The organism is Paracoccus denitrificans, assembly GCF_900100045.1.
Classification (GTDB): Bacteria; Pseudomonadota; Alphaproteobacteria; order Rhodobacterales; family Rhodobacteraceae; genus Paracoccus; species Paracoccus denitrificans.
In genome coordinates, this window is record NZ_FNEA01000001.1 from 26,320 (window position 1) to 47,613 (window position 21,294).

The 21,294-nt window shown below is 67.3% G+C and carries 20 protein-coding genes; 12 read left to right on the forward strand and 8 right to left on the reverse strand.

Going from position 1 to position 21,294, the window contains the following annotated elements; translation table 11 throughout:
- Complete coding sequence (locus BLT64_RS00140; protein WP_011751097.1) at positions 1-954, forward strand: hydroxymethylglutaryl-CoA lyase; 954 nt, start codon at positions 1-3, stop codon at positions 952-954.
- Positions 955-1,228: 274 nt separating this feature from the next.
- On the opposite strand, the gene BLT64_RS00145 is transcribed toward BLT64_RS00140, so the two are convergent.
- Genes BLT64_RS00145 through BLT64_RS00170 form a run of 6 tightly spaced genes read right to left on the reverse strand, consistent with a single transcriptional unit; the run spans position 1,229 to position 8,722 of the window.
- Positions 1,229-2,368 (reverse strand): alpha-hydroxy acid oxidase, encoded by a 1,140-nt coding sequence (locus tag BLT64_RS00145; RefSeq protein ID WP_011751096.1) that lies wholly within the window; start codon positions 2,366-2,368, stop codon positions 1,229-1,231.
- 12 nt (positions 2,369-2,380) lie between these two features.
- A complete protein-coding gene (locus tag BLT64_RS00150; RefSeq protein ID WP_011751095.1) occupies positions 2,381-3,271 on the reverse strand; it encodes a dihydrodipicolinate synthase family protein in 891 nt (296 codons plus the stop codon).
- A gap of 17 nt (positions 3,272-3,288) precedes the next feature.
- A complete protein-coding gene (locus BLT64_RS00155) occupies positions 3,289-5,052 on the reverse strand; it encodes an ABC transporter permease subunit (protein ID WP_011751094.1) in 1,764 nt (587 codons plus the stop codon).
- Positions 5,052-6,134, reverse strand: a complete 1,083-nt coding sequence (locus BLT64_RS00160; RefSeq protein WP_011751093.1) for an ABC transporter ATP-binding protein — start codon at positions 6,132-6,134, stop codon at positions 5,052-5,054. Before BLT64_RS00160 ends, BLT64_RS00155 begins: the two co-directional genes overlap by 1 nt.
- 23 nt (positions 6,135-6,157) lie before the next feature.
- Entirely contained in the window at positions 6,158-7,240 is a 1,083-nt protein-coding gene (locus tag BLT64_RS00165; RefSeq protein ID WP_011751092.1) for an ABC transporter substrate-binding protein, read from the reverse strand.
- 36 nt (positions 7,241-7,276) lie between these two features.
- On the reverse strand, positions 7,277-8,722 hold the full coding sequence (locus BLT64_RS00170) for an FAD-binding oxidoreductase (RefSeq protein WP_011751091.1): 1,446 nt from the start codon (positions 8,720-8,722) through the stop codon (positions 7,277-7,279).
- 204 nt (positions 8,723-8,926) lie between these two features.
- On the opposite strand from BLT64_RS00170, the gene proC reads away from it, so the two are divergent.
- Positions 8,927-9,733 carry a pyrroline-5-carboxylate reductase gene (proC, locus tag BLT64_RS00175; protein ID WP_011751090.1) on the forward strand — a complete coding sequence of 269 codons (807 nt, stop codon included), beginning with the start codon at positions 8,927-8,929 and terminating at the stop codon, positions 9,731-9,733.
- A 192-nt stretch (positions 9,734-9,925) separates the two neighbouring features.
- Positions 9,926-10,528: a helix-turn-helix domain-containing protein gene (locus BLT64_RS00180; RefSeq protein WP_199259142.1), complete on the forward strand. Its 603-nt coding sequence runs from the start codon at positions 9,926-9,928 to the stop codon at positions 10,526-10,528.
- Here the strand turns inward: BLT64_RS00180 and BLT64_RS27220 are convergent.
- Positions 10,441-11,136, reverse strand: coding sequence for an ABC transporter substrate-binding protein (locus tag BLT64_RS27220; RefSeq protein WP_041530724.1), 696 nt, complete (start codon positions 11,134-11,136; stop codon positions 10,441-10,443). The two genes, BLT64_RS00180 and BLT64_RS27220, sit on opposite strands and share 88 nt — an antisense overlap.
- A 339-nt stretch (positions 11,137-11,475) precedes the next feature.
- Between BLT64_RS27220 and BLT64_RS00190 the strand changes: the two genes are divergently transcribed.
- Together BLT64_RS00190 and BLT64_RS00195 are read left to right on the forward strand one after the other, a co-directional pair.
- On the forward strand, positions 11,476-12,174 hold the full coding sequence (locus BLT64_RS00190) for a GntR family transcriptional regulator (protein ID WP_011751087.1): 699 nt from the start codon (positions 11,476-11,478) through the stop codon (positions 12,172-12,174).
- A 102-nt stretch (positions 12,175-12,276) separates the two neighbouring features.
- Positions 12,277-13,239, forward strand: a complete 963-nt coding sequence (locus BLT64_RS00195) for a dihydrodipicolinate synthase family protein (protein WP_011751086.1) — start codon at positions 12,277-12,279, stop codon at positions 13,237-13,239.
- A gap of 51 nt (positions 13,240-13,290) precedes the next feature.
- Here the strand turns inward: BLT64_RS00195 and BLT64_RS00200 are convergent, their stop codons facing one another.
- Positions 13,291-14,322: an Ldh family oxidoreductase gene (locus BLT64_RS00200; RefSeq protein WP_011751085.1), complete on the reverse strand. Its 1,032-nt coding sequence runs from the start codon at positions 14,320-14,322 to the stop codon at positions 13,291-13,293.
- Between the two features lie 133 nt (positions 14,323-14,455).
- Here BLT64_RS00200 and BLT64_RS00205 point away from each other — a divergent pair, with 133 nt between their 5' ends.
- The 7 genes from BLT64_RS00205 (at position 14,456) to BLT64_RS00235 (ending at position 21,266) form a co-directional block, all read left to right on the forward strand.
- Positions 14,456-15,970 carry an aldehyde dehydrogenase (NADP(+)) gene (locus BLT64_RS00205; RefSeq protein ID WP_011751084.1) on the forward strand — a complete coding sequence of 505 codons (1,515 nt, stop codon included), beginning with the start codon at positions 14,456-14,458 and terminating at the stop codon, positions 15,968-15,970.
- Between the two features lie 150 nt (positions 15,971-16,120).
- On the forward strand, positions 16,121-16,927 hold the full coding sequence (locus tag BLT64_RS00210; RefSeq protein WP_011751083.1) for an ABC transporter substrate-binding protein: 807 nt from the start codon (positions 16,121-16,123) through the stop codon (positions 16,925-16,927).
- Between the two features lie 62 nt (positions 16,928-16,989).
- The gene (locus tag BLT64_RS00215; RefSeq protein WP_041530723.1) at positions 16,990-17,655 is read left to right on the forward strand and encodes an amino acid ABC transporter permease; all 666 of its coding nucleotides are present in this window, start codon (positions 16,990-16,992) and stop codon (positions 17,653-17,655) included.
- 10 nt (positions 17,656-17,665) lie between these two features.
- A complete protein-coding gene (locus BLT64_RS00220) occupies positions 17,666-18,319 on the forward strand; it encodes an amino acid ABC transporter permease (protein ID WP_011751081.1) in 654 nt (217 codons plus the stop codon).
- Positions 18,312-19,037 (forward strand): amino acid ABC transporter ATP-binding protein, encoded by a 726-nt coding sequence (locus BLT64_RS00225; protein WP_011751080.1) that lies wholly within the window; start codon positions 18,312-18,314, stop codon positions 19,035-19,037. The genes BLT64_RS00220 and BLT64_RS00225 overlap by 8 nt, the downstream gene beginning before the upstream one ends.
- A complete protein-coding gene (locus tag BLT64_RS00230) occupies positions 19,034-20,254 on the forward strand; it encodes an NAD(P)/FAD-dependent oxidoreductase (protein WP_011751079.1) in 1,221 nt (406 codons plus the stop codon). The genes BLT64_RS00225 and BLT64_RS00230 overlap by 4 nt, the downstream gene beginning before the upstream one ends.
- Before the next feature lie 7 nt (positions 20,255-20,261).
- Positions 20,262-21,266, forward strand: a complete 1,005-nt coding sequence (locus BLT64_RS00235; protein ID WP_011751078.1) for a 4-hydroxyproline epimerase — start codon at positions 20,262-20,264, stop codon at positions 21,264-21,266.
- Positions 21,267-21,294 lie beyond the last annotated feature (28 nt).

The following is a 21,294-nucleotide window of genomic DNA, read 5'->3' on the forward strand; positions in this document are numbered from 1 at the left end:
ATGGCCGGCCCCGTATCCGCCACCGGCCGGCAGGTTTCCGTGACCGAGGTTTCGCCGCGCGACGGCCTGCAATCCGAAAAGGTCTTCGTCCCGACCCAGGACAAGATCCGGCTTGTCGAAAGCCTTGTCGCGGCGGGCATCCGTTCGGTCGAGCTGACATCCTTCGTATCGCCGCGCGCCGTGCCGCAGATGCGCGATGCGGCCGAGCTGGTGCGGCATTTCCGGGGTCGCGCCGGTGTCCGCTTCAGCGCGCTGGTGCCGAACCTGCGCGGTGCCGAAGCCGCCATCGAGGCGGGAATCGATGCCGTCGTGATGTTCGCCTCGGCTTCGGAAAGCCACAACCTGAAGAACGTGAACCGCTCGCGCGCCGACTCGATGGCCGGGTTTCGGCAGATCGCGCGCATCGCCGAAGAGGCAGGCGTCGCGCTGCACGGCGCCATCGCCACGGCCTTCGGCTGCCCCTTCGAAGGCGACGTGCCCGTCGGCAACCTGGTCGACCAGGCCAGGCGGTATCGCGACCTCGGCATCTCGCGGATCACGCTGGGGGACACGACCGGGATGGCGACGCCGGGCAATGTCGTGCCGGTGCTCGATGCGCTGCGGACGGCGGTTCCCGAGGTGGGGATCGCGCTTCATTTCCACAATACGCGCGGCGTCGGCCTTGCCTGCGCCTATGCCGGCCTGCTGCACGGAATCCGCGATTTCGAGGCCAGCGTGGGCGGGATCGGCGGCTGTCCGTTCGTGCCGCGCGCGACCGGCAATATCGCCACGGAGGATTTCGTCTACATGTGCGAGGAATCCGGCTTTCCGACCGGGATCGACCTTGGCAAGCTGATCGAGGCAGCCGGGACAGCCGAGCGGATTCTGGGCAGGGAACTGCCCGGCCAGGTCATGAAGGCCGGGCCGCGCCTGGCGCTTTCCAGCATGGACGTGGTCAGGACGGCCAATGGCTGAACCCGTGTGCGCAAGGGCAGGATGAGCCACGTCCGGCTTGTTGGCGGGAACGCTTGGACGGCATGCTCCACAGCACCGATAACGGGCCAGCCCCGGACATAGGCGTTTATTCTCCGGTCAACGATTTTTCCGGCATAGCCCCCGCCGGTCCGAGAGCCGGAAGGAAGGTTGCGAATGCTCGAGGAAGCCACCATCCCCCGCGCCGCGCTGATCTGTTCGACCAGCCGGAAAGGGTGTCCGCGCGCTTGTCGCTTCGCTTCCGGCTTGGCCGGCTTCAGTTGTCGAAGGGGCAAAGATCGGCAAGCGTCCGCGCGCCAAGAAAGCCCATGCCCGTCCGCATCTCGGCCAGGATGATCTCCAGCAGCGTGGCGGCGCCGGTCTCTCCTCCGGCGGCAAGGCCCCATAGCGGCGCGCGGCCCAGCTGGACGGCCGAGGCGCCGAGGGCGAGGTATTTCAGCACGTCAGAGCCGCGCCGCACGCCGCTGTCGGCCAGCAGTTCGGGAACCGCGGCGGGATTGGCGGCGATGCGGGGCAGGGCCTCGGCAGTCGTCGGCAGGGCGTCGAAATTGCGCCCGCCATGGGTCGAGACCACGATGGCATCGGCGCCTTCGGCCTTGGCGCGCATGGCGTCCTCGGTCCCCAGCACGCCCTTCAGGATGATCCGGCCCTGCCAGCCGTCGCGCAGCGCGCGGAAATCCTGCCATGTCAGCGCCGGGTCCAGGCGCAGCTCCTCGGCCGTCACGGGCGACAGCAGGCCGGCGCGAAACTCGGGCGGATAGTGGCCATAGCTGGGCATCCCCCGGCGCAGGCCCGGCCGCAGGATCACCTCCCACAGCCAGCGCGGATGGCACAGCATGTCGGCGACATTGCCGGGCGTCGGCCGGAACGGCACGCCGAAGCCGTTGCGCTGGTTGTATTCGCGCTTGGGCGGCATCTGCGTGTCCACGGTCAGCACCAGCGTGTCGCAATCGCAAGCCGCGACCCGGCGCAGCAGCTCGGCCGTCCGGGCGCGGTCCTTCCAGACGTAAAGCTGGAACCACAGTTCGGCATCGGGGGCGCCGCGGCGGATGTCCTCGACGGGCTCGACCGATTGCGTCGAGACGGTGAAGGGGATGCCGAAGCGGCTGGCGGCGCGGGCAAGCTTCGTCTCGCCCTTATCCGCGACCATGCCGGCCAGCGCGGTCGGTGCGATCACCAGCGGGGTCGGATGGCGGCGGCCCAGCAGGGTGGTCTCCAGCGAGGCGGGGCAGTCGCCGTTCAGGATGCGCGGCCGGAGCCGGACCCCGTCCAGCGAGGCGCGGATGCGGGCCAGCGAAACCTCGTCCTCGGTGCCCCGGTCGATATAGTCGAACAGCCCCCTCGGCAGGCGCCGCCGCGCGGTCGCGCGGAAATCGTCCGTGTTCAGCGGCGCCATCCCCGGCGGTCCCTATGCGGCCAGCAGCTTTTCGACCTCGGCCCGCAGCCGGGCCGAGCGTTCGGGCTGGCAGGCATCCAGCGGCATCAGCACCTTTTGCGCGTCGATGCCGAACAGGTCCAGCACCGATTTCATCGGGCCTGGATTGGTCTCGCCGAAGGCCGCGTTCATCATCGGCAGGGCCTGGCGGTGCAGGGCCAGCGCGCCGGCCAGGTCGCCCGCGGCCAGCATGTCGTGCATCCTGACCCAGAAGGCCGGCAGCATCGAGGCGGTGACGATGATCCCGCCCTGCGCGCCCGCGGCCATATGCACGGGGAACAGCGAATCCTCGCCGCTGAGGATGGTGAAGTCGTCGCCGACCCCCGCCGCGACCTGCAGGAAGTGATACATGTCGGTGTTGCACGCCTTCATGCCGACGATGTTGGGGTGCCGCGACAGCTCATGCGTGACCTCGGGCGGGATGGCGACGCGCGTGCGATAGGGGATCTCGTAGATCAGCACCGGCACCGGCGAGGCATCGGCATAGCGCATGAAATAGTCGCGCAGCCCCATCGGCGTCGGGTTGGTGTAATAGGGCGTCAGCACCAGCAGGCAATCGGCGCCGGCCGCGGCGTAGTCCTTGCCGGCCTTGATGGCGTCGTAATAGCCGGCATCCAGCACGCCCGCCATGACGGTCTTCCCGGCCTGGCTGCGCTCGGCGCAGACGGCCACGGCATCGACCCGCGTCGCATGCGGCAGCGCGCCGTATTCGCCGGTGCCGCCGATGGGCAGCACGCCCGTGCAGCCCCCGGCATAGACGTGATCGACGAGTTTCGCCATGTCGCCGCGCGCCAGGCTGTCGTCGCCGTTCACAAGGGTCGGCAGGGCGGGGATGATCCCGCGAAGGTCTTTCGAAGTCAGCATTGTCTATCCGTTCAAGTTTATTTCTGGCGACGGTTCAGCAGCCCGACCGCGACGATCAGCACCGTCACGAACAGGAACAGGCAGGTCGAGACCGCGGCGAGCAGCGGCGAGATCGACAGCGATACCTCGTCCCAAAGCTGCTTGGGCAGGGTCGCGGACATGCCGCCCGAGGTGAAAAGCGCGATGGTCAATTCGTCGAAGCTGATGGTGAAGGCGAAAAGGAAGGCCGAGATCATGCCCGCGCCGATGATCGGCAGCGTGACCAGCCGCAGCGTTCGGATCGGCGTCGCGCCCAGGCTTTGCGCGGCCAGGTCCAGCCGGGTGTCGTAGTTGCGCAAGACCGACATGACCGTCAGCACCACATAGGGCACGGCGATGACCGTGTGGCCGATGATCAGGCCCAGGTTGGTGCCGACCAGCCCGATCTTGGCATAAAGGTAGAACAGCCCCACCGACAGGATCATGTTCGGCATCACCACCGGCATCAGGGTAAAGGCCAGCAATGCCGTCTTGCCCCGCATCCTGCCGCGCACCATCAGGAAGGCGACGGGCGTGCCGATCAGCAGCGCCAGGACCGCGGTGCTGAAGCCGACGACCAGCGAGCGGGTCAGCGCGCTCATCCAGATCGGCGAGTTGAAGATCTGCTGATACCATTTCAGGGTAAAGCCCTGCGGCGGCCAGTTCAGCCCGCTTTCCGCAAAGGACAGCGGGATCATCAGCAGCACCGGCAGCGTCATCACCGCCAGCAGCACGGTGACGAAGCCCACCAGCGGGCGCGGCGCCCCTTCGCGCGCGCGGCGGCGCGGAAACAGTCCGATGATCGCGTCCGAGGCATGGCCCAGCCCGGTCAGGATCGCGTCCCCGATACGCGAGAAGATCCCCTTGCGGCCGGGCCGGCCTTTCCTGGCCGAGGATTCGCCGGTCATGGTCGAAAGCCCGACGGCGCGGTCGTAGAGCACGAAGACCAGCAGCACGACCACCAGCAGCAGCACCGCGACGGCGCTGGCAAAGCCCCAGTTCATGGTCTGGATGATCTGCTCGATGATGATCTGGGTGATCATCGTCTCGCGCCGGCCGCCCAGCAGGGCCGGGAAGATGAAGAAGCCGATGGCGGTGACGAAGACCATCAGCGCCCCCGAGGTCACGCCGGGGAAAGACAGCGGAAAGTAGATCTTCCAGAAGGCCATGCCGGGCTTGGCGCCCAGGGTCGAGGCGGCGCGGGTCAGGTTGCGGTCGATGTTCTCCATCACCGACAGCATGGTCAGCACCGCCAGCGGCAGCAGGGCATGGACCATGCCGATGACCACGGCCGAGAAATTATACATCAGCGCGATGGGCGCGTCGCTGATGCCCAGCGTCTGCAACAGCTTGTTCACCACGCCGTTGCGGCCCAGCAGGATGATCCAGGCGAAGGCGCGCACCAGGAACGAGGTCCAGAAGGACAGCAGGATCCAGAACAGGATCCGGCCCTTTTTCGCCTTCGGCAGGATCGAGATCAGATAGGCCACCGGATAGCCGGCGATGACGGCGAAGATCGTGGTCACGACCGAGATCTTCAGCGTCAGCATCATCACCGTCAGATAGACCGGCGTGCCGAGCAGGCGCTGGTAGTTTTCCAGCGAGAAGCCGCCGCCCTTCTGGAAGGACAGCAGGAAAAGCTGCGCCGAAGGGTAGATCAGGAAGGTCACCAGCAGCAGCACCATCGGCGCCGCCATCAGAAGCTGCCTGCTTCTGCGGCTCATCGGCCTGCGGGTCGCGGCCGGGGCGGGGATGGCGGTCATCAGGCGGCCTCGTCGGCGGGGATGGCGACGGCGTCGCGCGGATCGAAGCTCAGGCGATAGTCGCGGCCGGGCTCGGGCGCGTCATGGCTCATCGCGGTGGCGCGGGTGGCGATCAGCGGCTCGGACCCCAGCGCCGGCGCGTCGAGGAAGAACTTGGTGCTGGCGCCGGTCACGCTCCAGCTGCGCAGCCTGGCGTTCAGCCCCTCGCCAGGCGTGTCCTCAAGGCGGATGTTCTGCGGCCGCAGCATGACCTTGACCGCCGCGCCATGGTCCAGCGGCCGGGGCAGGGTGACGCGGATCTCGCTGGCATCGCCCAGCCGCACCACGCCCTCGCCGTCCGCGCCCGAGACGAGGCGGCCCTCCAGCAGGTTCGCCTCGCCCAGGAAATCGGCGACGAACAGCGATTGCGGACGGAAATACAGGTCGGCCGGGCTGCCCAGCTGTGCGATCCTGCCGCCGTTCATCAGGCAGATGCGGTCCGACATGGTCATCGCCTCTTCCTGGTCGTGGGTGACATAGACGATGGTGCCGCCGATCTCCTTGTGGATGCGCAGGATCTCGAACTGCATCTGGTCGCGCAGCTTCTTGTCCAGCGCGCCCAGCGGCTCGTCCATCAGGATGACCGAGGGGCGATAGATGGTGCAGCGCGCAAGGGCCACGCGCTGCTGCTGTCCGCCGGACAGCTCCTTGGGGAAACGGTCCGCAATATGGGGCAGGCGCACCATGTCCAGTGCCTCCTGCACCAGCCGTTTGATCTCGGCCGCAGGCGTGCCGCGCATCTTCAGCGGAAAGGCGATGTTCTCGGCGATGGTCATGTGCGGGAACAGCGCATAGTTCTGGAACATCATGCCGATGTCGCGCTGATAGGGCGCGGCATGGGTCACGTCCCGGTCGTTCATCAGGATGCGCCCGCTGTCGGCCTCGGCCAGCCCGGCGATCAGGCTCAGCAGCGTGGTCTTGCCCGAGCCGGACGGCCCCAGCAGCGTCAGGAACTCGCCCTTCTCGACCTTCAGGTCGGTCGGTGCAAGGGCGACGAAGTCGCCATAGACCTTGCCCAGGCCCTGCGTTTCCAAAGTGCTCATGTCGCGATCCGTTCCCCCGGGCCCTAGCCGATGAACCAGCTGTTGAACCGCTCGATCACCGGGTCGGCGTTCTCCAGCCAATAGGCGGCGTCGATCTGCAGCCCGGTCTCGATGTTCGCCGGATAGGTCGGGCAGTTCCTGGCCACGTCCGCCGGGATGGTCTCGAAGGCAGCCGGCTGGACGATGCCGGCCGGGAAGAACTTGACCAGTTGCGCCATGCGCGCCGGGTCCGAGGCGAACTTGATCAGCTCGCGGCAGGCATCGGCATTGGGCGTGCCCTTCAGGATCGACCAGCCGTCGCAGCCCCAGATGTTCTGGTTCCAGACGATCTCGACCGGGGCGCCGGCCGCCTGCGCCGATTGCGCGCGCGACACCCAGGTCGAGATCAGGTCGACCTCGCCCGAGATCAGCAGCTGTTCGGCCTGCGCGCCGCTGGTCCACCAGATGTCGGTGGCGGGCTGCACCTTGTCCAGCCGGGCGAATGCGCGGTCCAGGTCCAGCGGATAGACCTGGTCCGCAGGCACGCCGTCGGCCATCAGCGCCTGTTCCAGCGTGTCATAGGGGTGGCGGCGCAGGGCGCGGCGGCCGGGGAACTTTTCGGGGTCCATCAGGTCCGCCCAGGAGGCCGGCGCCTCGCGCCCCTCGAAGGCGTCGCGGCGATAGGCCAGCACGGTGGTATAGACGTTGGTGCCGACCTGGTATTCGTTGCGGAAATGCGCCGGGATCGACTGGATCACCGCCTCGGCATCCAGGCCCACGGGTTCCAGATACTTGGTCTCGCCCGTGGTCAGCTGCAGCACCGCCGGGACCGAGATCTTGCCCATGTCCCAGGTATAGGTCCCGGTTTCCACCATCGAGCGGATCTGCGCGGTCGGTTCGGCCTGGGCCTGGGCGGGCACGACCTCGATTCCGGTCGCCTCGGTGAAGGGGCGATAGAAGATCTCGGTATAGGCCTGGGTATAGATGCCGCCGTCGTCGCGCACCACGATGCGGGTGGACTGGGCGCGCGCACCCGAGGGGCGCCAGATCGCCGGCGCGGCCAGCCCTGCGGCCGCCCCCAGCAGAAGGGTCCGACGCTTGATCGTCGGCATGGTGGGTTTCGTCATGTCACGTCTCTCCTGTTGGTTGGTCTTGTCGGGTGGTCAGGCGGCCGGGCCGATGACGCGGTCGCGGTTCATCAGTCCGTCGGGGTCGATGCAGCGTTTCAGCGCGCGCATCAGGTCGAGCTCGGGGCCGGTCTTGTAGCGCTCCATCAGCCCGGTCATGGTCTGGCCGACGCCATGCTCGGCGCTGAAGGTGCCGCCAAGCGCGATGGCGATGTCGTTGACCGCGTTGCGCACCTGCGTCTCGACCGCCTGGCGGTCGGGCAGCGCCGCCCAGAGGTCATGCGCAAACAGCGCGATGAAATGGATGTTGCCGTCGCCGACATGGCCCACCACGGTCACGAGGATGCCGGGATGGACCTGCATCGCCGCATCCGTGGCGCGGGCGATGAATTCGGGGACGCGGGCCACCGGAACTGCCGTGTCCGAGGTGATGCTGACCCCGACCCGCGCATTCGATTCCGTCACGCTGTGGCGGATCGCCCACATCGTCTCGGCCTGCGTCAGGTTCTGCGCGATGCTGCCGTCAAGGACCAGCCCGGCCTCGAACGCCTGCTCCAGGATCCCGACCATCAGCGTGTCGAGGTCGGCAGAGGCGGTATCGGCCAGCTCGACCATCAGGTGCCAGCCCTCTCGCCCCTCGACCGGCGCGGCGTGGCTGCCGTGGTCCAGCACATTGGCAAGCTGCTGGGCGTTCATCAGCTCAAAGGCGGTCAGGCTGCGCCCGGCATGGCGGCGGAACAGTTGCAGAAGCTCCAGCGCCTCGGCCGGCCCTGCGATGCGCAGCCAGCACATGCCGATCGCCGGGGTGGCGGGATAAAGCCGCATGACTGCGCCGGTGACGATGCCCAGCGTGCCCTCGGCGCCAATGAAAAGCTGCTTCAGATCGTAGCCGGCGGTATCCTTGTGCAGCGCCCGCATCATGTCCAGAACACGGCCGTCGGGCAGCACGACCTCCAGCCCCAGCGTGTTCGCGCGCGTGGTGCCATAGCGCAGCACCGCCGTGCCGCCGGCATTGGTGGCGATGGTGCCGCCCAGCTGGCAGCTGCCCTCCGATCCCAGGCTGACGGGATAGAGCAACCCCTCGGCCGCCGCGGCGGCCTGAAGCTGGGCGATGGTGCAGCCCGCGTCGGCGGCGACGGTCAGCCCGAAGGGGTCGACGGCGCGCAGCTTGTTCAGCCGTTCGGTCGAGACGATCACCGGCAGGCGGTCGTCGGGCGTCGCCCCGCCGCACAGGCTGGTATTGCCGCCCTGCGGCAGCATCGGCCAGCCATGCGCATGCAGCAGCTTGACCAGCGCCGCGACCTCGGCCGTGTCGCGCGGCTTGCAGACGCAAAGGGCGGGTGCGTGGAACTTGCGCCTTGCGTCGGTGCAATAGCCCTGGATCTCGGCCGGGTTCTCCAGCACGGCACCGGGGCCGAGCACTGCGCGGATCTTATCCATCAGAAGCGTGCGAGAGGTCTCGTGCCGGGTCGCAGACGTCATATGATTTCCTCCAGACCCTTGGGGGCGACATCTTCGCGATGCTTCGTCCGCAGAATCGTTCCTTCCGTTCTCCTAACTCAAATTATCGAGCAATGATAGAAAAATTTATCGTATAGGAAAATTTAAGCACTTTAGTGGAGAAACTTTATCCGCTAGACAGGGGGCAAGGGCTTTCGATGGCCCGCAGCACAAGGAGCGATCCCGATGAAAGATCTGAACGATGGCGGCGTGCTGGTGGTCGGTTGCGGCCGGATGGGCGGGGCGCTGCTGGACGGATGGATCGCGCAGGGATTGCAGCCCGCCAGCCTGTGGATCGAGGATCCGCATCCCGGCGACAGGTTGCTGGCGCTTGCCGCGCAGGGCGCGCATGTCAACGCCCCCCGGCCTGCCCGGCCCGCGGTCGTGCTGCTGGCGGTCAAGCCGCAGATGATGGCTGAGGTGCTGGCGGGTCTTGCGGCGTTGCCCGCGGATGTGCCGGTGCTGTCGGTCGCGGCCGGTGTCTCGCTGCAGCAATACGGCGCGGCGCTTGGCGACCGCCCGATCATCCGGGCGATGCCCAATACGCCTGCGCTGGTCGGTCGCGGCATCACGGCGATCATCGGCAATGACCATGCCGGGCCCGGGCATCTGGCGCTTGCGACGCGGATGTTCTCGGCGGTGGGCGAGGTCGTCGCCCTTGAGGCCGAGGCCCAGATCGACGCGGTGACGGCGATTTCGGGTTCCGGCCCGGCCTATCTGTTCCTTTTTGCCGAGGCGCTGGAACAGGCGGCCCGCGCCCTGGGCCTGCCCGAGGCGCTGGCGCGGCAGCTTGCCCGCGGCACGGTCGGCGGCGCCGCCGCGATGATGGTGGCCAGCGGCCGCGATGCGGCCGAGCTGCGCCGCGAAGTCACCAGCCCCGCCGGCACCACGGCGGCCGCGCTTGCGGTGCTGATGCGGCCGGATGGCTTGCCGGACTTGATCGCGCAGGCGGCAGAGGCGGCCCGCGACCGTTCGGTCGCTCTGGGGCAATAGGCGGGCGCCGATCTTGCCCCCGCCTTATCGAGACCTTCCCGCCGTCCTATGTTTACAGGGCATCAGGGCGCGGGAAAGTTCGGGATGGGGGGAATTCGCGCGGGACAGGGGTGCCGCACAGCGGATAACGTGACGTCAGGAATGCAAGGCTGGAGAGACATGCCGATCGTGAACCAGATTGGTGACATTGCAATGAGGCAGCGCCGCACGGCCCGTCCCCGGCGGGAGCGGCCGCTGGAGCTTGGCCCGCGGCTGAAGGCGCTTCGCAAGGGCCAGCAGCTGACCTTGCAGGAGGTCGCGCGCCTGACCGGGGTATCGACCTCGGCGCTGTCCAAGATCGAGCGCAACGACCTTTCGCCGACGCTGACCACCTTGCAGCGCATCGCCAGCGGCCTGCAGGTCGAGCTGTCGGCATTGCTGGGCGACGAGCCCGGCCACGCGCCCACCACCGGCCGCCGCAGCATTGCCCGGGCCGGGCAGGGCGACAACCTGAACAACGCCACCTGCAACAACAAGCTGCTTTGCGCGGATCTCAAGGACAAGTGCTTCACGCCCATCCGCACCGTGGTCAAGGCCCGCTCGCCCGAGGATTACGAGGCATGGGGCGTGTCGGATGGAGAGATCTTCCTGACCGTCCTCAAGGGTGAACTGGTCATCCACAGCCGGATCTATGAGCCGCTGGTGCTCTATCCCGGCGACAGCATGTATTACGACGCCTCGACCGAGCATTGCTGGACATCGCAGGGCGATGTCGACGCCGAACTGATCTGGGTGCTGGGCACGCGGACGGCCTGAGGCCGGGACGCGCTCGCACCTCGCGGCCGGACGCGGAAACCGTGCTGCGGCGGGACGGGGGCCAGTTGCATGGGCATCCCGCCCCGCCCGCTGAATCGCAACGCCACAGGCCGCATACCCGACAAGGGGACTCCGGCTTGCGGCTTTGGCGTGTTTCCTGCCGGATCAAGCGCCCGGCCGCTCAATTCGATCAGCGCATGCGCAGCACGGCGGCGGGGATCGGGGCGCCCGGGCGCCACGGTCGAGATCACCGGGATTTCCTCGGATTCCGCCACGCTGCACACCGGGTTGGTGGTCTCGGGGGTCGAGGCGACCAGCAGCAGGTTCACCTCGTCGCGGCTGATCAACTCGCGCGCCACTTCGGCGGCGCGGTTGGGGTTGGACTGGCTGTCCTTGACGATCACTTCGGCCTCGATGCCAAGCCCCGGCGCGGCGGCCAGGAATTGCCGGACCATGAAAGCGTCCGCAGCCGAGAAGGCCGAGAGCGGTCCGGTCTGCGGGCTGACATAGCCGATCCTGATCGCCTTGCCCTGCGCCAGCGCCGGCCGCGCCAGCCCCAGCCCCGCCAGTGCCGCGCCCGAGGCGATGAACGTCCGTCTGTTGAGCATTGCCAAACCTCCCATGATCCGCCGCATCCCGTCGCGGTGGTACGGCCCTCCTCCGGCCGATGCCTGCGGCAGGCGCGCCCTGTTGCCGGGCAGCCTTTCGTGATGCCTGCCAGTCTATCGTGGGGCGTTCGGTCATATCATCGCATGGTCGCGCCAAAATATGTCGTTTGGTTATATCTTTGCTGGGGGTCGATGGAGCGGGCCGGCACAGTCGGCGCCGGCTTGCATCGGATCAGGGATCGACAGGTGGCTGGCCCAAGGCAGGAGGATTGAATGGCCAGCAAACTCTAAGTATTCAAGTTGTCGACGTCATCCGACAGCATTTCAGGAGTTGCGCCCATGGCCGAGACAGAGACCTTCCCCGAGCGCAGGCGCGGATCGGGCGTCAAGCTGGTCTATGACCTGCTGCGCGACGAAATCCTGGACCTGGTGCTGCCGCCGGGCAGCCCCATCGACGAGGTGCAACTGGCCGAACGCTTCGGCATGTCCCGGACGCCGATCCGGGAGGCTCTGGTGCGCCTGGCGGGCGAGGGGCTGGTCGAGACGCTGCCGAACCGCTCGACCATGGTCGCCAATATCGACTTTCTCAACATGCATACGTTCTTCGACGCCCTGACGCTGATGTATCGCGTGACTACCAGGCTGGCGGCGAGCTATCACCAGCCCGCCGATCTGGAGATCATCCGCGAGCATCAGGCCAGGTTCACCGCTGCGGTCGAGGCGCAGGATGCGTTGGCGATGATCGCCTCCAATCGCGACCTGCATGCGGCCATCGCCGAGGCCGGCCGCAATCCCTATTACCTCAGCCTGTTCCTGCGCCTTCTGGACGAAGGGCGCCGCCTTTTGCGGCTGTATTACCAGTCGTTCAACGACCGCCTGCCGCGTGAATATGTCGATGAACACGAAGCGATGATCGCGGCGATCGAGGCGCGGGATGTCGAGCTGTGCGACCGGCTGGCAAAGGCGCATGCGGACCAGATCGTCCGCCAGATCCAGCAGTTCCTGGCCCGCGACCAGCGGCAGTCCTTGCCGCTGTAGGGGCCACGCCGATTCTTTGTCGACAAATAAAATGCAAGGACTAAGATGGCGGCTGAGAGAATCAGCCATCCCGCCCCTGCGCGACAGAAGGAGCCATCATCGATGAACACCCAGATCTTCACCGGCGTCATTCCCGCCCTGATGACACCCTGCACCGCCGACCGCCGGCCCGATTACGACGCCCTGGTGCGCAAGGGGCAGGAACTGATCGCGGCGGGAATGTCGGCGGTGGTCTATTGCGGCTCGATGGGCGACTGGCCGCTTCTGACCGATGCGCAGCGGATGGAAGGGGTGGAACGGCTGGTCAAGGCCGGGCTGCCGGTGATCGTGGGGACGGGGGCGGTGAACTCGGCCCTGGCCGCAGCCCATGCCGCCCATGCGCAGAAGATCGGCGCGGCGGGGCTGATGGTCATTCCCCGTGTGCTGTCGCGCGGCGCCTCGGCCACGGCGCAGCGCCATCATTTCAAGGCGATCCTGGCGGCCGCGCCCGACCTGCCGGCGGTGATCTACAACAGCCCCTATTACGGGTTCGAGACCAAGGCGGACCTGTTCTTCGCGCTGCGGGCCGAGCATCCGAACCTTGTCGGCTTCAAGGAATTCGGCGGCGCCAGGGCGATGAGCTATGCCGCCGAGCATATCACCAGCGCCGATGAAAGCGTGATCCTGATGGCCGGGGTCGATACCGGCGTCTATCACGGCTATGTCAAATGCGGCGCCACCGGCACCATCACCGGCATCGGCAACGTCCTTCCCCGCGAGATCCTGCATTTCGTCGCGCTGTCGAAGGCGGCAGCCGCCGGTGACGCGGACGCGCGGCAGCGCGCGCAGGAACTGGGCGAGGCGCTGGAGGTGCTGTCCTCCTGGGACGAGGGGACGGACCTGGTGCTGTATTACAAGCACATGATGGTCCTGCTGGGCGAGGCGGAATACAGCCTGCACTTCAATGAAACCGACGAACTGACCCCCAGCCAGCGGGCCTGGGCCGAAAAGCAGTTTTACCAGTTCAAGACCTGGTATGCGGAATGGAGCAAGCAGCCGGGCGCAGTGCAGAAATACGCGGCCTGACGATCGCGGTCCAGGGCCCTTCCGGTGTCGGAAGGGCCTTTTCCTTTCGCCTCATGCGATCGCGTCGAGGCCCAGTTCGAGCAGGCGATCAAGCTGAGCGACCTCTGCCCCGGTCAGGACGATCCCCTCTGCCAGCGCCTTTTGCCGCGCGGCGAACCGGCGTTGCGAGGGCAGGCGGGCGCCCTGGTCCTTGATCGCCCCGAACAGCAGTTCGGCCCGCGCGAAAGGATCGCCTTTGCGGCCGGCCGCGAATTTCTCGGGCGACAGGGCCAGGATCAGCTCTCCGTGAAAGGGGGCAAGCGTCGTGGTGCCCAGAAAATCCAGAACCTCGGGGCTGGTCAGGTCGCCGATCATGACGCCCGCGAGCAGCTCGATCATCGTGCCGATGGCCGATCCCTTGTGCCCGCCAAAGGGCAGCATGGCACCTGCCAGTGCCGCCTCGGGATCGGTGGTGGGCTGGCCCGATGCGTCCATCGCCCAACCCTCGGGCAAGGGCTTGCCGGCGCGCCGGTGCAGTTCGATCTCGCCCCGGGCCGCGACCGAGGTCGCGAAATCGAAGACATAGGGCTCGCGCCCCTGCCGCGGCCAGCCGAAGGCGAAGGGATTGGTGCCCAGCAGGGGCCGCGTGCCGCCGGTCGGCGCCACCGTCGCATAGCTGGGGCACATCACCATCGCGGCAAGGCCGTGATCCGCGACCGCCTCGACCTCGGGCCACAGGGCGGCGAAATGGGTGCAGTCGTTGATCACCAGCGCCGCCAGTCCCAATTGCTTCGCGCGATCCGCCAGGACGGGCAGGCCAAGTTCGAAGGCGGGGTTGGAAAAGCCGCCCTGCGCATTGACCCGCACGACGGCCCCGTCGCTGCCGGGATCGAGTTCCGGTTCGGCCGCGCCCTTGACCTTGCCGGCCTTCAGCGTGCGCAGGACCCCTTCGATCCGATAGATGCCGTGCGACTTGCAGCCGTCCCGCTCTCCGGCCGCGATCACGCGCGAAAGCGAGGCGGCCTGGACCGCGTTCATCCCGGCCTGCCGAAAGATCGTTTCGATGCGCTGTCGCAGGGCTTCGAAGGTCAGTGTCTGCTCCATGATTTCCTCTCTGGCGCGGTGGTTCATCCGTGATTGACTTTTTGCATACATGAAATATACAAAAACTCAAAGGCGGTTGAGGCCCAATTCGGGACCGGGCCCCTGCCGGTGATCTTGAAAGGAAGGATCGGCGATGACCTTTACCCCCCACGGCAAGCACCTGATCGGTGGCGAGTGGATCGCCAGCGAGCAGCGATTCACCAGCGAGCCGGCGCATGGCCCCTCGCACGCGTTCTCGGTCGGCACGGTCGCGCTGGTGAACCGGGCCTGCGAGGCGGCCGAGGCGGCGTTCTGGTCCTTCGGCCATGCCCCGCGCGAGGAACGGGCGGCGCTGCTTGAGGCCATCGCCGACGAGATCGAGGCCCGCGCCGAGGCGATCACCGCGATCGGCACCCAGGAAACCGGCCTGCCCGAGGCGCGGCTGCAGGGCGAGCGCGGCCGCACCGTGGGCCAGCTTCGGCTCTTTGCCGCGCATATCCGCAAGGGCGAGCATCTCGACCGCCGCCACGACCCGGCGCTGCCGGACCGCCAGCCTTTGCCGCGCCCCGATCTCCGCATGGTGCAGCGGCCCATCGGGCCGGTGGCGGTGTTCGGTGCCTCGAACTTCCCGCTGGCCTTTTCCACGGCGGGCGGCGACACAGCCGCCGCGCTGGCCGCAGGCTGCCCGGTGGTGGTCAAGGGGCACAGCGCCCATCCCGGCACCGGCGAGATCGTCGCCGAGGCGATCCATGCCGCCATCGCGAAGACCGGCACGCATCCGGGGGTCTTCAGCCTGGTGCAGGGCGGCGACCGCAAGGTGGGCGAGGCGCTGGTCCAGCATCCGCTGGTCAAGGCGGTGGGCTTTACCGGCAGCCTGGCCGGGGGCCGGGCGCTCTTCGACCTCTGCGCCGCGCGCCCCGAGCCGATCCCGTTCTTCGGCGAGCTGGGCTCGGTCAACCCGATGTTTCTTCTGCCCGAGGCCATGCGCGCCCGGGCCGAGGCGCTGGGGCAGGGCTGGGCCGGGTCGCTGAGCATGGGGGCCGGGCAGTTCTGCACCAATCCGGGCATCGCGGTGGTCCTGGACGGCGCGGATGCCGACCGCTTCGCCGAAGCCGCCAGGACGGCCTTGGCGCAGGTCGGCCCGCAGGTGATGCTGACCGAGGGCATCGCCCGCGCCTATCGCGACGGCAAGGCGCGTTTCGAGGCGCGCAATGCGGTGAAGCCGCTGCTGGCCACCGAAAGCGACGGCCGAACGGCGAGCCCGAACCTCTACGAGACCACGGCCGCGGCCTGGCTGCAGGACCAGGCGCTTGGCGAGGAGGTGTTCGGCCCGCTGGGCCTGGTCGTGCGGGTGCGCGGCATGGAGGAGATGCTGCACCTGGCGCGCGGCTTCGAGGGGCAGCTGACCGCGACCATCCACATGGAGGATGCCGACCTGGCGGCTGCGCGCGAGCTTTTGCCAGTGCTGGAGCGCAAGGCGGGCCGGGTGCTGGTGAACGGCTTTCCGACGGGGGTCGAGGTCTGCGACGCGATGGTCCACGGCGGCCCCTATCCCGCCAGCACCAACTTCGGCGCCACCTCGGTCGGAACCATGGCCATCCGAAGGTTCCTCAGACCCGTATGCTACCAAGGCTTCCCAGAGGCATTGCTGCCCCAGGATCTGCGCTGAGCATAAGGGAAGCCCGCTGTCCGGCGGGCTTCGTCCACTTTTTGTATATTAGTTGTATTTTTAATTTGCGTTGCGGGGGAAACCTGCGGATAGTGGCAGCCATGGAATCGGCCGGGAAAAGGCCGACAGGGAACTGACAGGAGAAGGTTCATGAAACCCACGTTCGCGATCAGCCTGCTGGCCGCCGCTGCGGCGTTTGCCGCGCCATCCCATGCCGACAAGCTGGACGACATCATCGCCTCGGGCACCCTGCGCTGCGCGGTCGTCCTGGATTTCCCGCCCATGGGGATGCGCGACGAAAGCAACACCCCGGTCGGCTTCGACGTCGATTATTGCAACGACCTGGCCGCCGCGCTTGGCGTGAAGGCCGAGATCGTCGAGACGCCCTTTCCCGAGCGGATTCCGGCACTGATGTCGGGCCGGGTCGATGTCGGCGTCGCCTCGACCTCGGATACGCTGGAACGCGCCAAGACGGTCGGCATGTCCATCCCCTATTTCGCCTTCGAGATGGCGGTGACGGCCAACGACAAGTCGGGCATCGCCAGCTTCGAGGACATGAAGGGCAAGACGGTCGGCGCGACCGCCGGCACCTTCGAGGCCATCGCGCTTGAAAAACAGGTCAAGGAATGGGGCGAGGGCACCTTCCGCCCCTACCAGACCCAGGCGGACGTGTTCCTGGCGCTGAGCCAGGGCCAGCTTGACGCCACCGTCTCGACCTCGACCGTGGCGCAGTCGAACGTCAAGACCGGCAATTTCCCCGGCATCTCGGTGGTGGGCAAGGCGCCCTTCGACATCGACTATGTGGCCCTGTTCACCAATCGCGAGGAATACGGCCTCATCAACTACCTGAACCTGTTCGTGAACCAGCAGGTCCGCACCGGCCGCTATGCCGAACTTTACGAGAAATGGGTCGGAGGCGACCTGCCTTCCCTGACCGTCGACGGCGTCCATCGCTGATATCGCCGGGGCGGCGCGGTCGTCGCGCCGCCCCGATGCTTCCTGGCAGCTGCGAGACGGCCATGTTCAACTATACCTTCCAATGGAAGCAGGCGATGGCGCGGCTTCCGCAGATGCTGGATGGCGCCGTCGTCACCATGCAGGTGGCGATCCTGTCGATGGTGCTGGGCATCCTGCTGGCGATCATCCTGACCATGTTCCGCCTGTCGGGCATCCGCATCCTGTCCGCCGTCGCGAAGACCTGGGTCGAGATCGCGCGCAACACCCCGGCGCTGTTCCAGATCTACATGGCGCATTTCGGGCTGGGCAGCTTCGGCCTGCATCTGAGCCCGTTCCTGTCGATCCTGATCGGCATCACCTTCAACAATGCCGGCTACCTGACCGAGAATTTCCGCGGCGCGCTGAAGGCCATCCCCGACACGCAGACCCGCGCCGCCCGGTCGTTGGGCATGGGGGCGGCGGGGGCGTTCCGTCATGTCGTGCTGCCGCAGATGCTGCGCATCTCGTTCCTGCCGATGACGAACCAGATGGTCTGGGCGATCCTGATGACCTCGCTGGGCGTCACCGTGGGGATGAATACCGACCTTTACGGCGTCACTCAGGACCTGAATGCGCTGACCTTCCGCACGTTCGAGCTGTTCGCCCTGGCCGCGGTGATCTTCTACGCCATCACCAAGATCGTCACCCTTGGCGCGCGGCTGATCGCCGCCCGGCTGTTCCGGTATTGAGGGCCGTCCGATGTTCGATACCGCACTGACGACCGCCGATTTCGTCTTTCTGGCCAAGGGCGCCGGCATGACCATCGTGGTCACGATCATCTCGGTGATCGCCGGCACCGTCCTGGGCATCGTCTTCGGCGTCATCCGCTATCAGTTGGGCGCGATCTGGGCCGCGCCGCTGATCTTCGTCCTGGACATCTTCCGGTCCATCCCGCTGCTGATCCAGCTTGTGCTGGCCAATGCCTTCATGGGCACGATCCTGCGGCTGAACATGTCGGGCTTTACCGTCGCCTGCATCGTGCTGTCGATGTATACCGCCGCCTATTGCGCCGAGATCGTGAGGGGCGGGATCGAGGCGGTGCCGGCGACGACGCGGCGCGCGGCGCGCTCGCTTGGCATGAGCTGGGGCCAGGACATGCGCGAGATCGTCCTGCCCCTGGCCACGCGGGTCGCGCTGCCGTCCTGGATCGGGCTGGCGCTTGGCGTCATGAAGGACTCGGCGCTGGTCTATGTCGTCCAGGTGACCGAGCTTCTGCGCTCGACCCAGATCCTGATCACGCGGCTTCAGGAACCGCTGCTGCTCTTGATGATCTGCGGCGCCTTCTATTTCGTCATCTCGTTCCCGCTGGCCCGGTTCGGCGGCTATCTGGAAAAACGGTGGTCCAATGATTGAGATCGAACATGTCCGCAAATCCTTTGGCCAGCTGGAGGTTCTGAAGGGCATCGACCTGACGGTCAGCAAGGGCGAGGTGGTCACGATCATCGGCGGCTCGGGGTCGGGCAAGTCGACGCTTCTGACCTGCATCAACGGGCTGGAGCCGATCGATTCCGGCCGCATCCTGATCGACGGGACCGAGGTTCACGCGAAATCCACCGACCTCAACAAGCTGCGCCGCAAGGTCGGGATCGTGTTCCAGCAGTGGAACGCCTTTCCGCACCTGACCGTGCTGGAAAACGTCACCTTGGCGCCCCGCAAGGTGCTGGGGATGGCAAGGGCCGAGGCCGAGGAGATCGCCGTTCGGCAACTGACCCATGTGGGGCTGGGCGACAAGCTCAAGACCTATCCGGGCCGGCTGTCGGGCGGCCAGCAGCAGCGCATGGCGATCGCCCGCGCGCTGGCCATGTCGCCCGAATACATGCTGTTCGACGAGGTGACCTCGGCGCTTGACCCGCAACTGGTGGGCGAGGTCCTGGACACGCTGAAGATGCTGGCCCAAGAGGGCATGACGATGATCCTGGTCACGCATGAGATGGCCTTTGCGCGCGACGTGTCGGACCGGGTGGCCTTCTTCCACCAGGGCGTCATGGCCGAGATCGGGCCGCCGCAGCAGATCTTCGGCGACCCGCAGCATCCCGAGACGCGCAAGTTCCTGTCGAGCACCCGGCAATGACCGGCAAGGTCGTCGTCATCGGTGCGGGCGTCGTCGGCCTGTCCGTCGCGCTGGCGGCGCAGGCGCGGGGCTTCGCGGTGCAGGTGGTCGACCGCGAGGGGCCGGCGGCGGGCGCCTCGGCCGGCAATGCCGGTGCCTTCGCCTTTACCGACATCCTGCCGCTGGCCTCGCCCCGGATCATGCGGCAGGCACCGAAATGGCTGCTGGACCCGCTGGGCCCGCTGACCGTGCCGCCTTCCTACGCGCTGCGGATCGCGCCTTGGATGCTTCGCTTCTGGCGGGCCTGCTCGCCCGCGCGGGTGCGCGCCTCGACCGCCGCGCAGACGGCGCTGATGGACCTGTCCAAGGCCGAGCTGGAGCCCTTTCTTGCCGCGACCGGAACCCTGCCGATGCTGCGCAAGGAGGGAAACCTCCAGGTCTATGAATCGCAGGCCGAGTTCGACGCCTCGCTGCCCGGCTGGCGCGCGCGAGAGGAACATGGCATCGCGTTCCGGCACATGGCGGCGGATGAGATGGCGGGCGTCCAGCCCGGCCTCGCGCCGCGCTTCACCCATGGCACCTTCACGCCCGGCTGGTATTCCATCGCCGATCCGCGCGACTACACGCTGGCGCTGGCCGACCGTTTCCGCGCAAGGGGCGGCGAGATCGTCATCGCCGAGGCGACCGGGCTGGCCGATGACGGGGTGCTGACCGCCTTGGGCAAGCTGACCGGCCGGGTGGTGCTGGCGGCGGGGGCGTTCTCGCATCTGCTGGCCCGGACGCTGGGGGTCCGCATCCCGCTGGAGACCGAGCGCGGCTACAACACCACGCTGCCGGCGGATGCCTTCGACCTGCGCTGCCAGGTCACCTTCGGGGGGCACGGCTTCGTCATCACGAAACTGTCCTCGGGCATCCGCGTCGGCGGCGCGGTCGAGCTGGGTGGGTTGAAGCTGCCCCCGAACTACAGGCGGTCCGAGGCGATGCTGAAAAAGGCCAAGGCGTTCCTGCCGGGGCTCAGGACTACGGGCGGGCAGCAATGGATGGGCTTTCGCCCGTCATTGCCCGACAGCCTGCCCGCCATCGGCCCCTTGCCCGGCCATCCGAACGTCGTCTGCGCCTTCGGGCACGGCCATCTGGGCCTGACGCAATCGGCGGGCACGGCGCGGATCGTGGCCGGCCTGCTGGCCGGCGAGGATCCCGGCATCGATCTGGCACCGTTCTCTCCCGCGCGTTTCTGAGGCGATCATGACCCAATACATCTTTCCCTGCATCGACGGCCATACCTGCGGCAACCCGGTGCGCCTGGTCGCGGGCGGCGCGCCGCGGCTGGAGGGCGCGACCATGCTGGAAAAGCGCGCGCATTTCCTGCGCGAGTTCGACTGGATCCGCACCGGCCTGATGTTCGAGCCGCGCGGCCATGACATGATGTCGGGCGCGATCCTCTATCCGCCGACGCGCGGGGATTGCGACGTGGCGGTGCTGTATATCGAGACCTCGGGCTGCCTGCCCATGTGCGGCCACGGCACCATCGGCACGATCACCATGGGGATCGAGAACGGGCTGATCGTCCCCCGCACGCCCGGCCGCCTGTCCATCGAGACCCCGGCGGGCAAGGTGGACATCGAATACCGGCAGGAGGGCCGCCATGTCGAGGAGGTCCGGCTGACCAACGTGCCCGGCTTCCTTTACGCCGAGGGCCTGACGGCCGAGGTCGAGGGCCTGGGCGAGATCGTCGTGGACGTGGCCTATGGCGGCAATTTCTATGCCATCGTCGAGCCGCAGAAGAATTTCCGCGACATGGCCGACCATACGGCGGGCGAGTTGATCGGCTGGTCGCTGACGCTGCGCGCGGCGCTGAACCAGAAATACGAGTTCACCCATCCCGAGCATCCGCAGATCAACGGGCTGAGCCACATCCAGTGGACCGGCGCGCCGACCGTGCCCGGCGCCCATGCCCGCAACGCCGTCTTCTATGGCGACAAGGCCATCGACCGCAGTCCCTGCGGCACCGGCACCTCGGCCCGGATGGCGCAGCTTGCGGCCAGGGGCAGGCTGGGGGTCGGCGACGAGTTCTGGCACGAGTCGATCATCGGCTCGATCTTCAAGGGCCGCATCGAAGCCGCCGCGACCGTGGCGGGCCGTGACGCCATCATCCCCTCGATCGCCGGATGGGCGCGCCAGACCGGGCTGAACACGATCTTCATCGATGCCGAGCGCGACCCCTTCGCCCATGGCTTCGTGGTGAAGTGAGCGCGTGACGGCGCGCTGAAACCGACGC

Excerpts from the sequence above, each read along its gene's own strand:
- BLT64_RS00150 (WP_011751095.1), bottom strand. The coding sequence starts at position 3,271 with ATGCTGACTTCGAAAGACCTTCGCGGGATCATCCCCGCCCTGCCGACC.
- proC (WP_011751090.1), top strand. The coding sequence starts at position 8,927 with ATGAAAGATCTGAACGATGGCGGCGTGCTGGTGGTCGGTTGCGGCCGG.
- BLT64_RS00225 (WP_011751080.1), top strand. The coding sequence starts at position 18,312 with ATGATTGAGATCGAACATGTCCGCAAATCCTTTGGCCAGCTGGAGGTT.
- BLT64_RS00155 (WP_011751094.1), bottom strand. The coding sequence starts at position 5,052 with ATGACCGCCATCCCCGCCCCGGCCGCGACCCGCAGGCCGATGAGCCGC.
- BLT64_RS00205 (WP_011751084.1), top strand. The coding sequence starts at position 14,456 with ATGACCTTTACCCCCCACGGCAAGCACCTGATCGGTGGCGAGTGGATC.
- BLT64_RS00230 (WP_011751079.1), top strand. The coding sequence starts at position 19,034 with ATGACCGGCAAGGTCGTCGTCATCGGTGCGGGCGTCGTCGGCCTGTCC.
- BLT64_RS00145 (WP_011751096.1), bottom strand. The coding sequence starts at position 2,368 with ATGGCGCCGCTGAACACGGACGATTTCCGCGCGACCGCGCGGCGGCGC.
- BLT64_RS00210 (WP_011751083.1), top strand. The coding sequence starts at position 16,121 with ATGAAACCCACGTTCGCGATCAGCCTGCTGGCCGCCGCTGCGGCGTTT.
- BLT64_RS00200 (WP_011751085.1), bottom strand. The coding sequence starts at position 14,322 with ATGGAGCAGACACTGACCTTCGAAGCCCTGCGACAGCGCATCGAAACG.
- BLT64_RS00195 (WP_011751086.1), top strand. The coding sequence starts at position 12,277 with ATGAACACCCAGATCTTCACCGGCGTCATTCCCGCCCTGATGACACCC.
- BLT64_RS00170 (WP_011751091.1), bottom strand. The coding sequence starts at position 8,722 with ATGACGTCTGCGACCCGGCACGAGACCTCTCGCACGCTTCTGATGGAT.
- BLT64_RS00235 (WP_011751078.1), top strand. The coding sequence starts at position 20,262 with ATGACCCAATACATCTTTCCCTGCATCGACGGCCATACCTGCGGCAAC.
- BLT64_RS00160 (WP_011751093.1), bottom strand. The coding sequence starts at position 6,134 with ATGAGCACTTTGGAAACGCAGGGCCTGGGCAAGGTCTATGGCGACTTC.
- BLT64_RS00165 (WP_011751092.1), bottom strand. The coding sequence starts at position 7,240 with ATGACGAAACCCACCATGCCGACGATCAAGCGTCGGACCCTTCTGCTG.
- BLT64_RS00215 (WP_041530723.1), top strand. The coding sequence starts at position 16,990 with ATGTTCAACTATACCTTCCAATGGAAGCAGGCGATGGCGCGGCTTCCG.
- BLT64_RS00180 (WP_199259142.1), top strand. The coding sequence starts at position 9,926 with ATGAGGCAGCGCCGCACGGCCCGTCCCCGGCGGGAGCGGCCGCTGGAG.
- BLT64_RS00140 (WP_011751097.1), top strand. The coding sequence starts at position 1 with ATGGCCGGCCCCGTATCCGCCACCGGCCGGCAGGTTTCCGTGACCGAG.
- BLT64_RS00190 (WP_011751087.1), top strand. The coding sequence starts at position 11,476 with ATGGCCGAGACAGAGACCTTCCCCGAGCGCAGGCGCGGATCGGGCGTC.
- BLT64_RS00220 (WP_011751081.1), top strand. The coding sequence starts at position 17,666 with ATGTTCGATACCGCACTGACGACCGCCGATTTCGTCTTTCTGGCCAAG.
- BLT64_RS27220 (WP_041530724.1), bottom strand. The coding sequence starts at position 11,136 with ATGCTCAACAGACGGACGTTCATCGCCTCGGGCGCGGCACTGGCGGGG.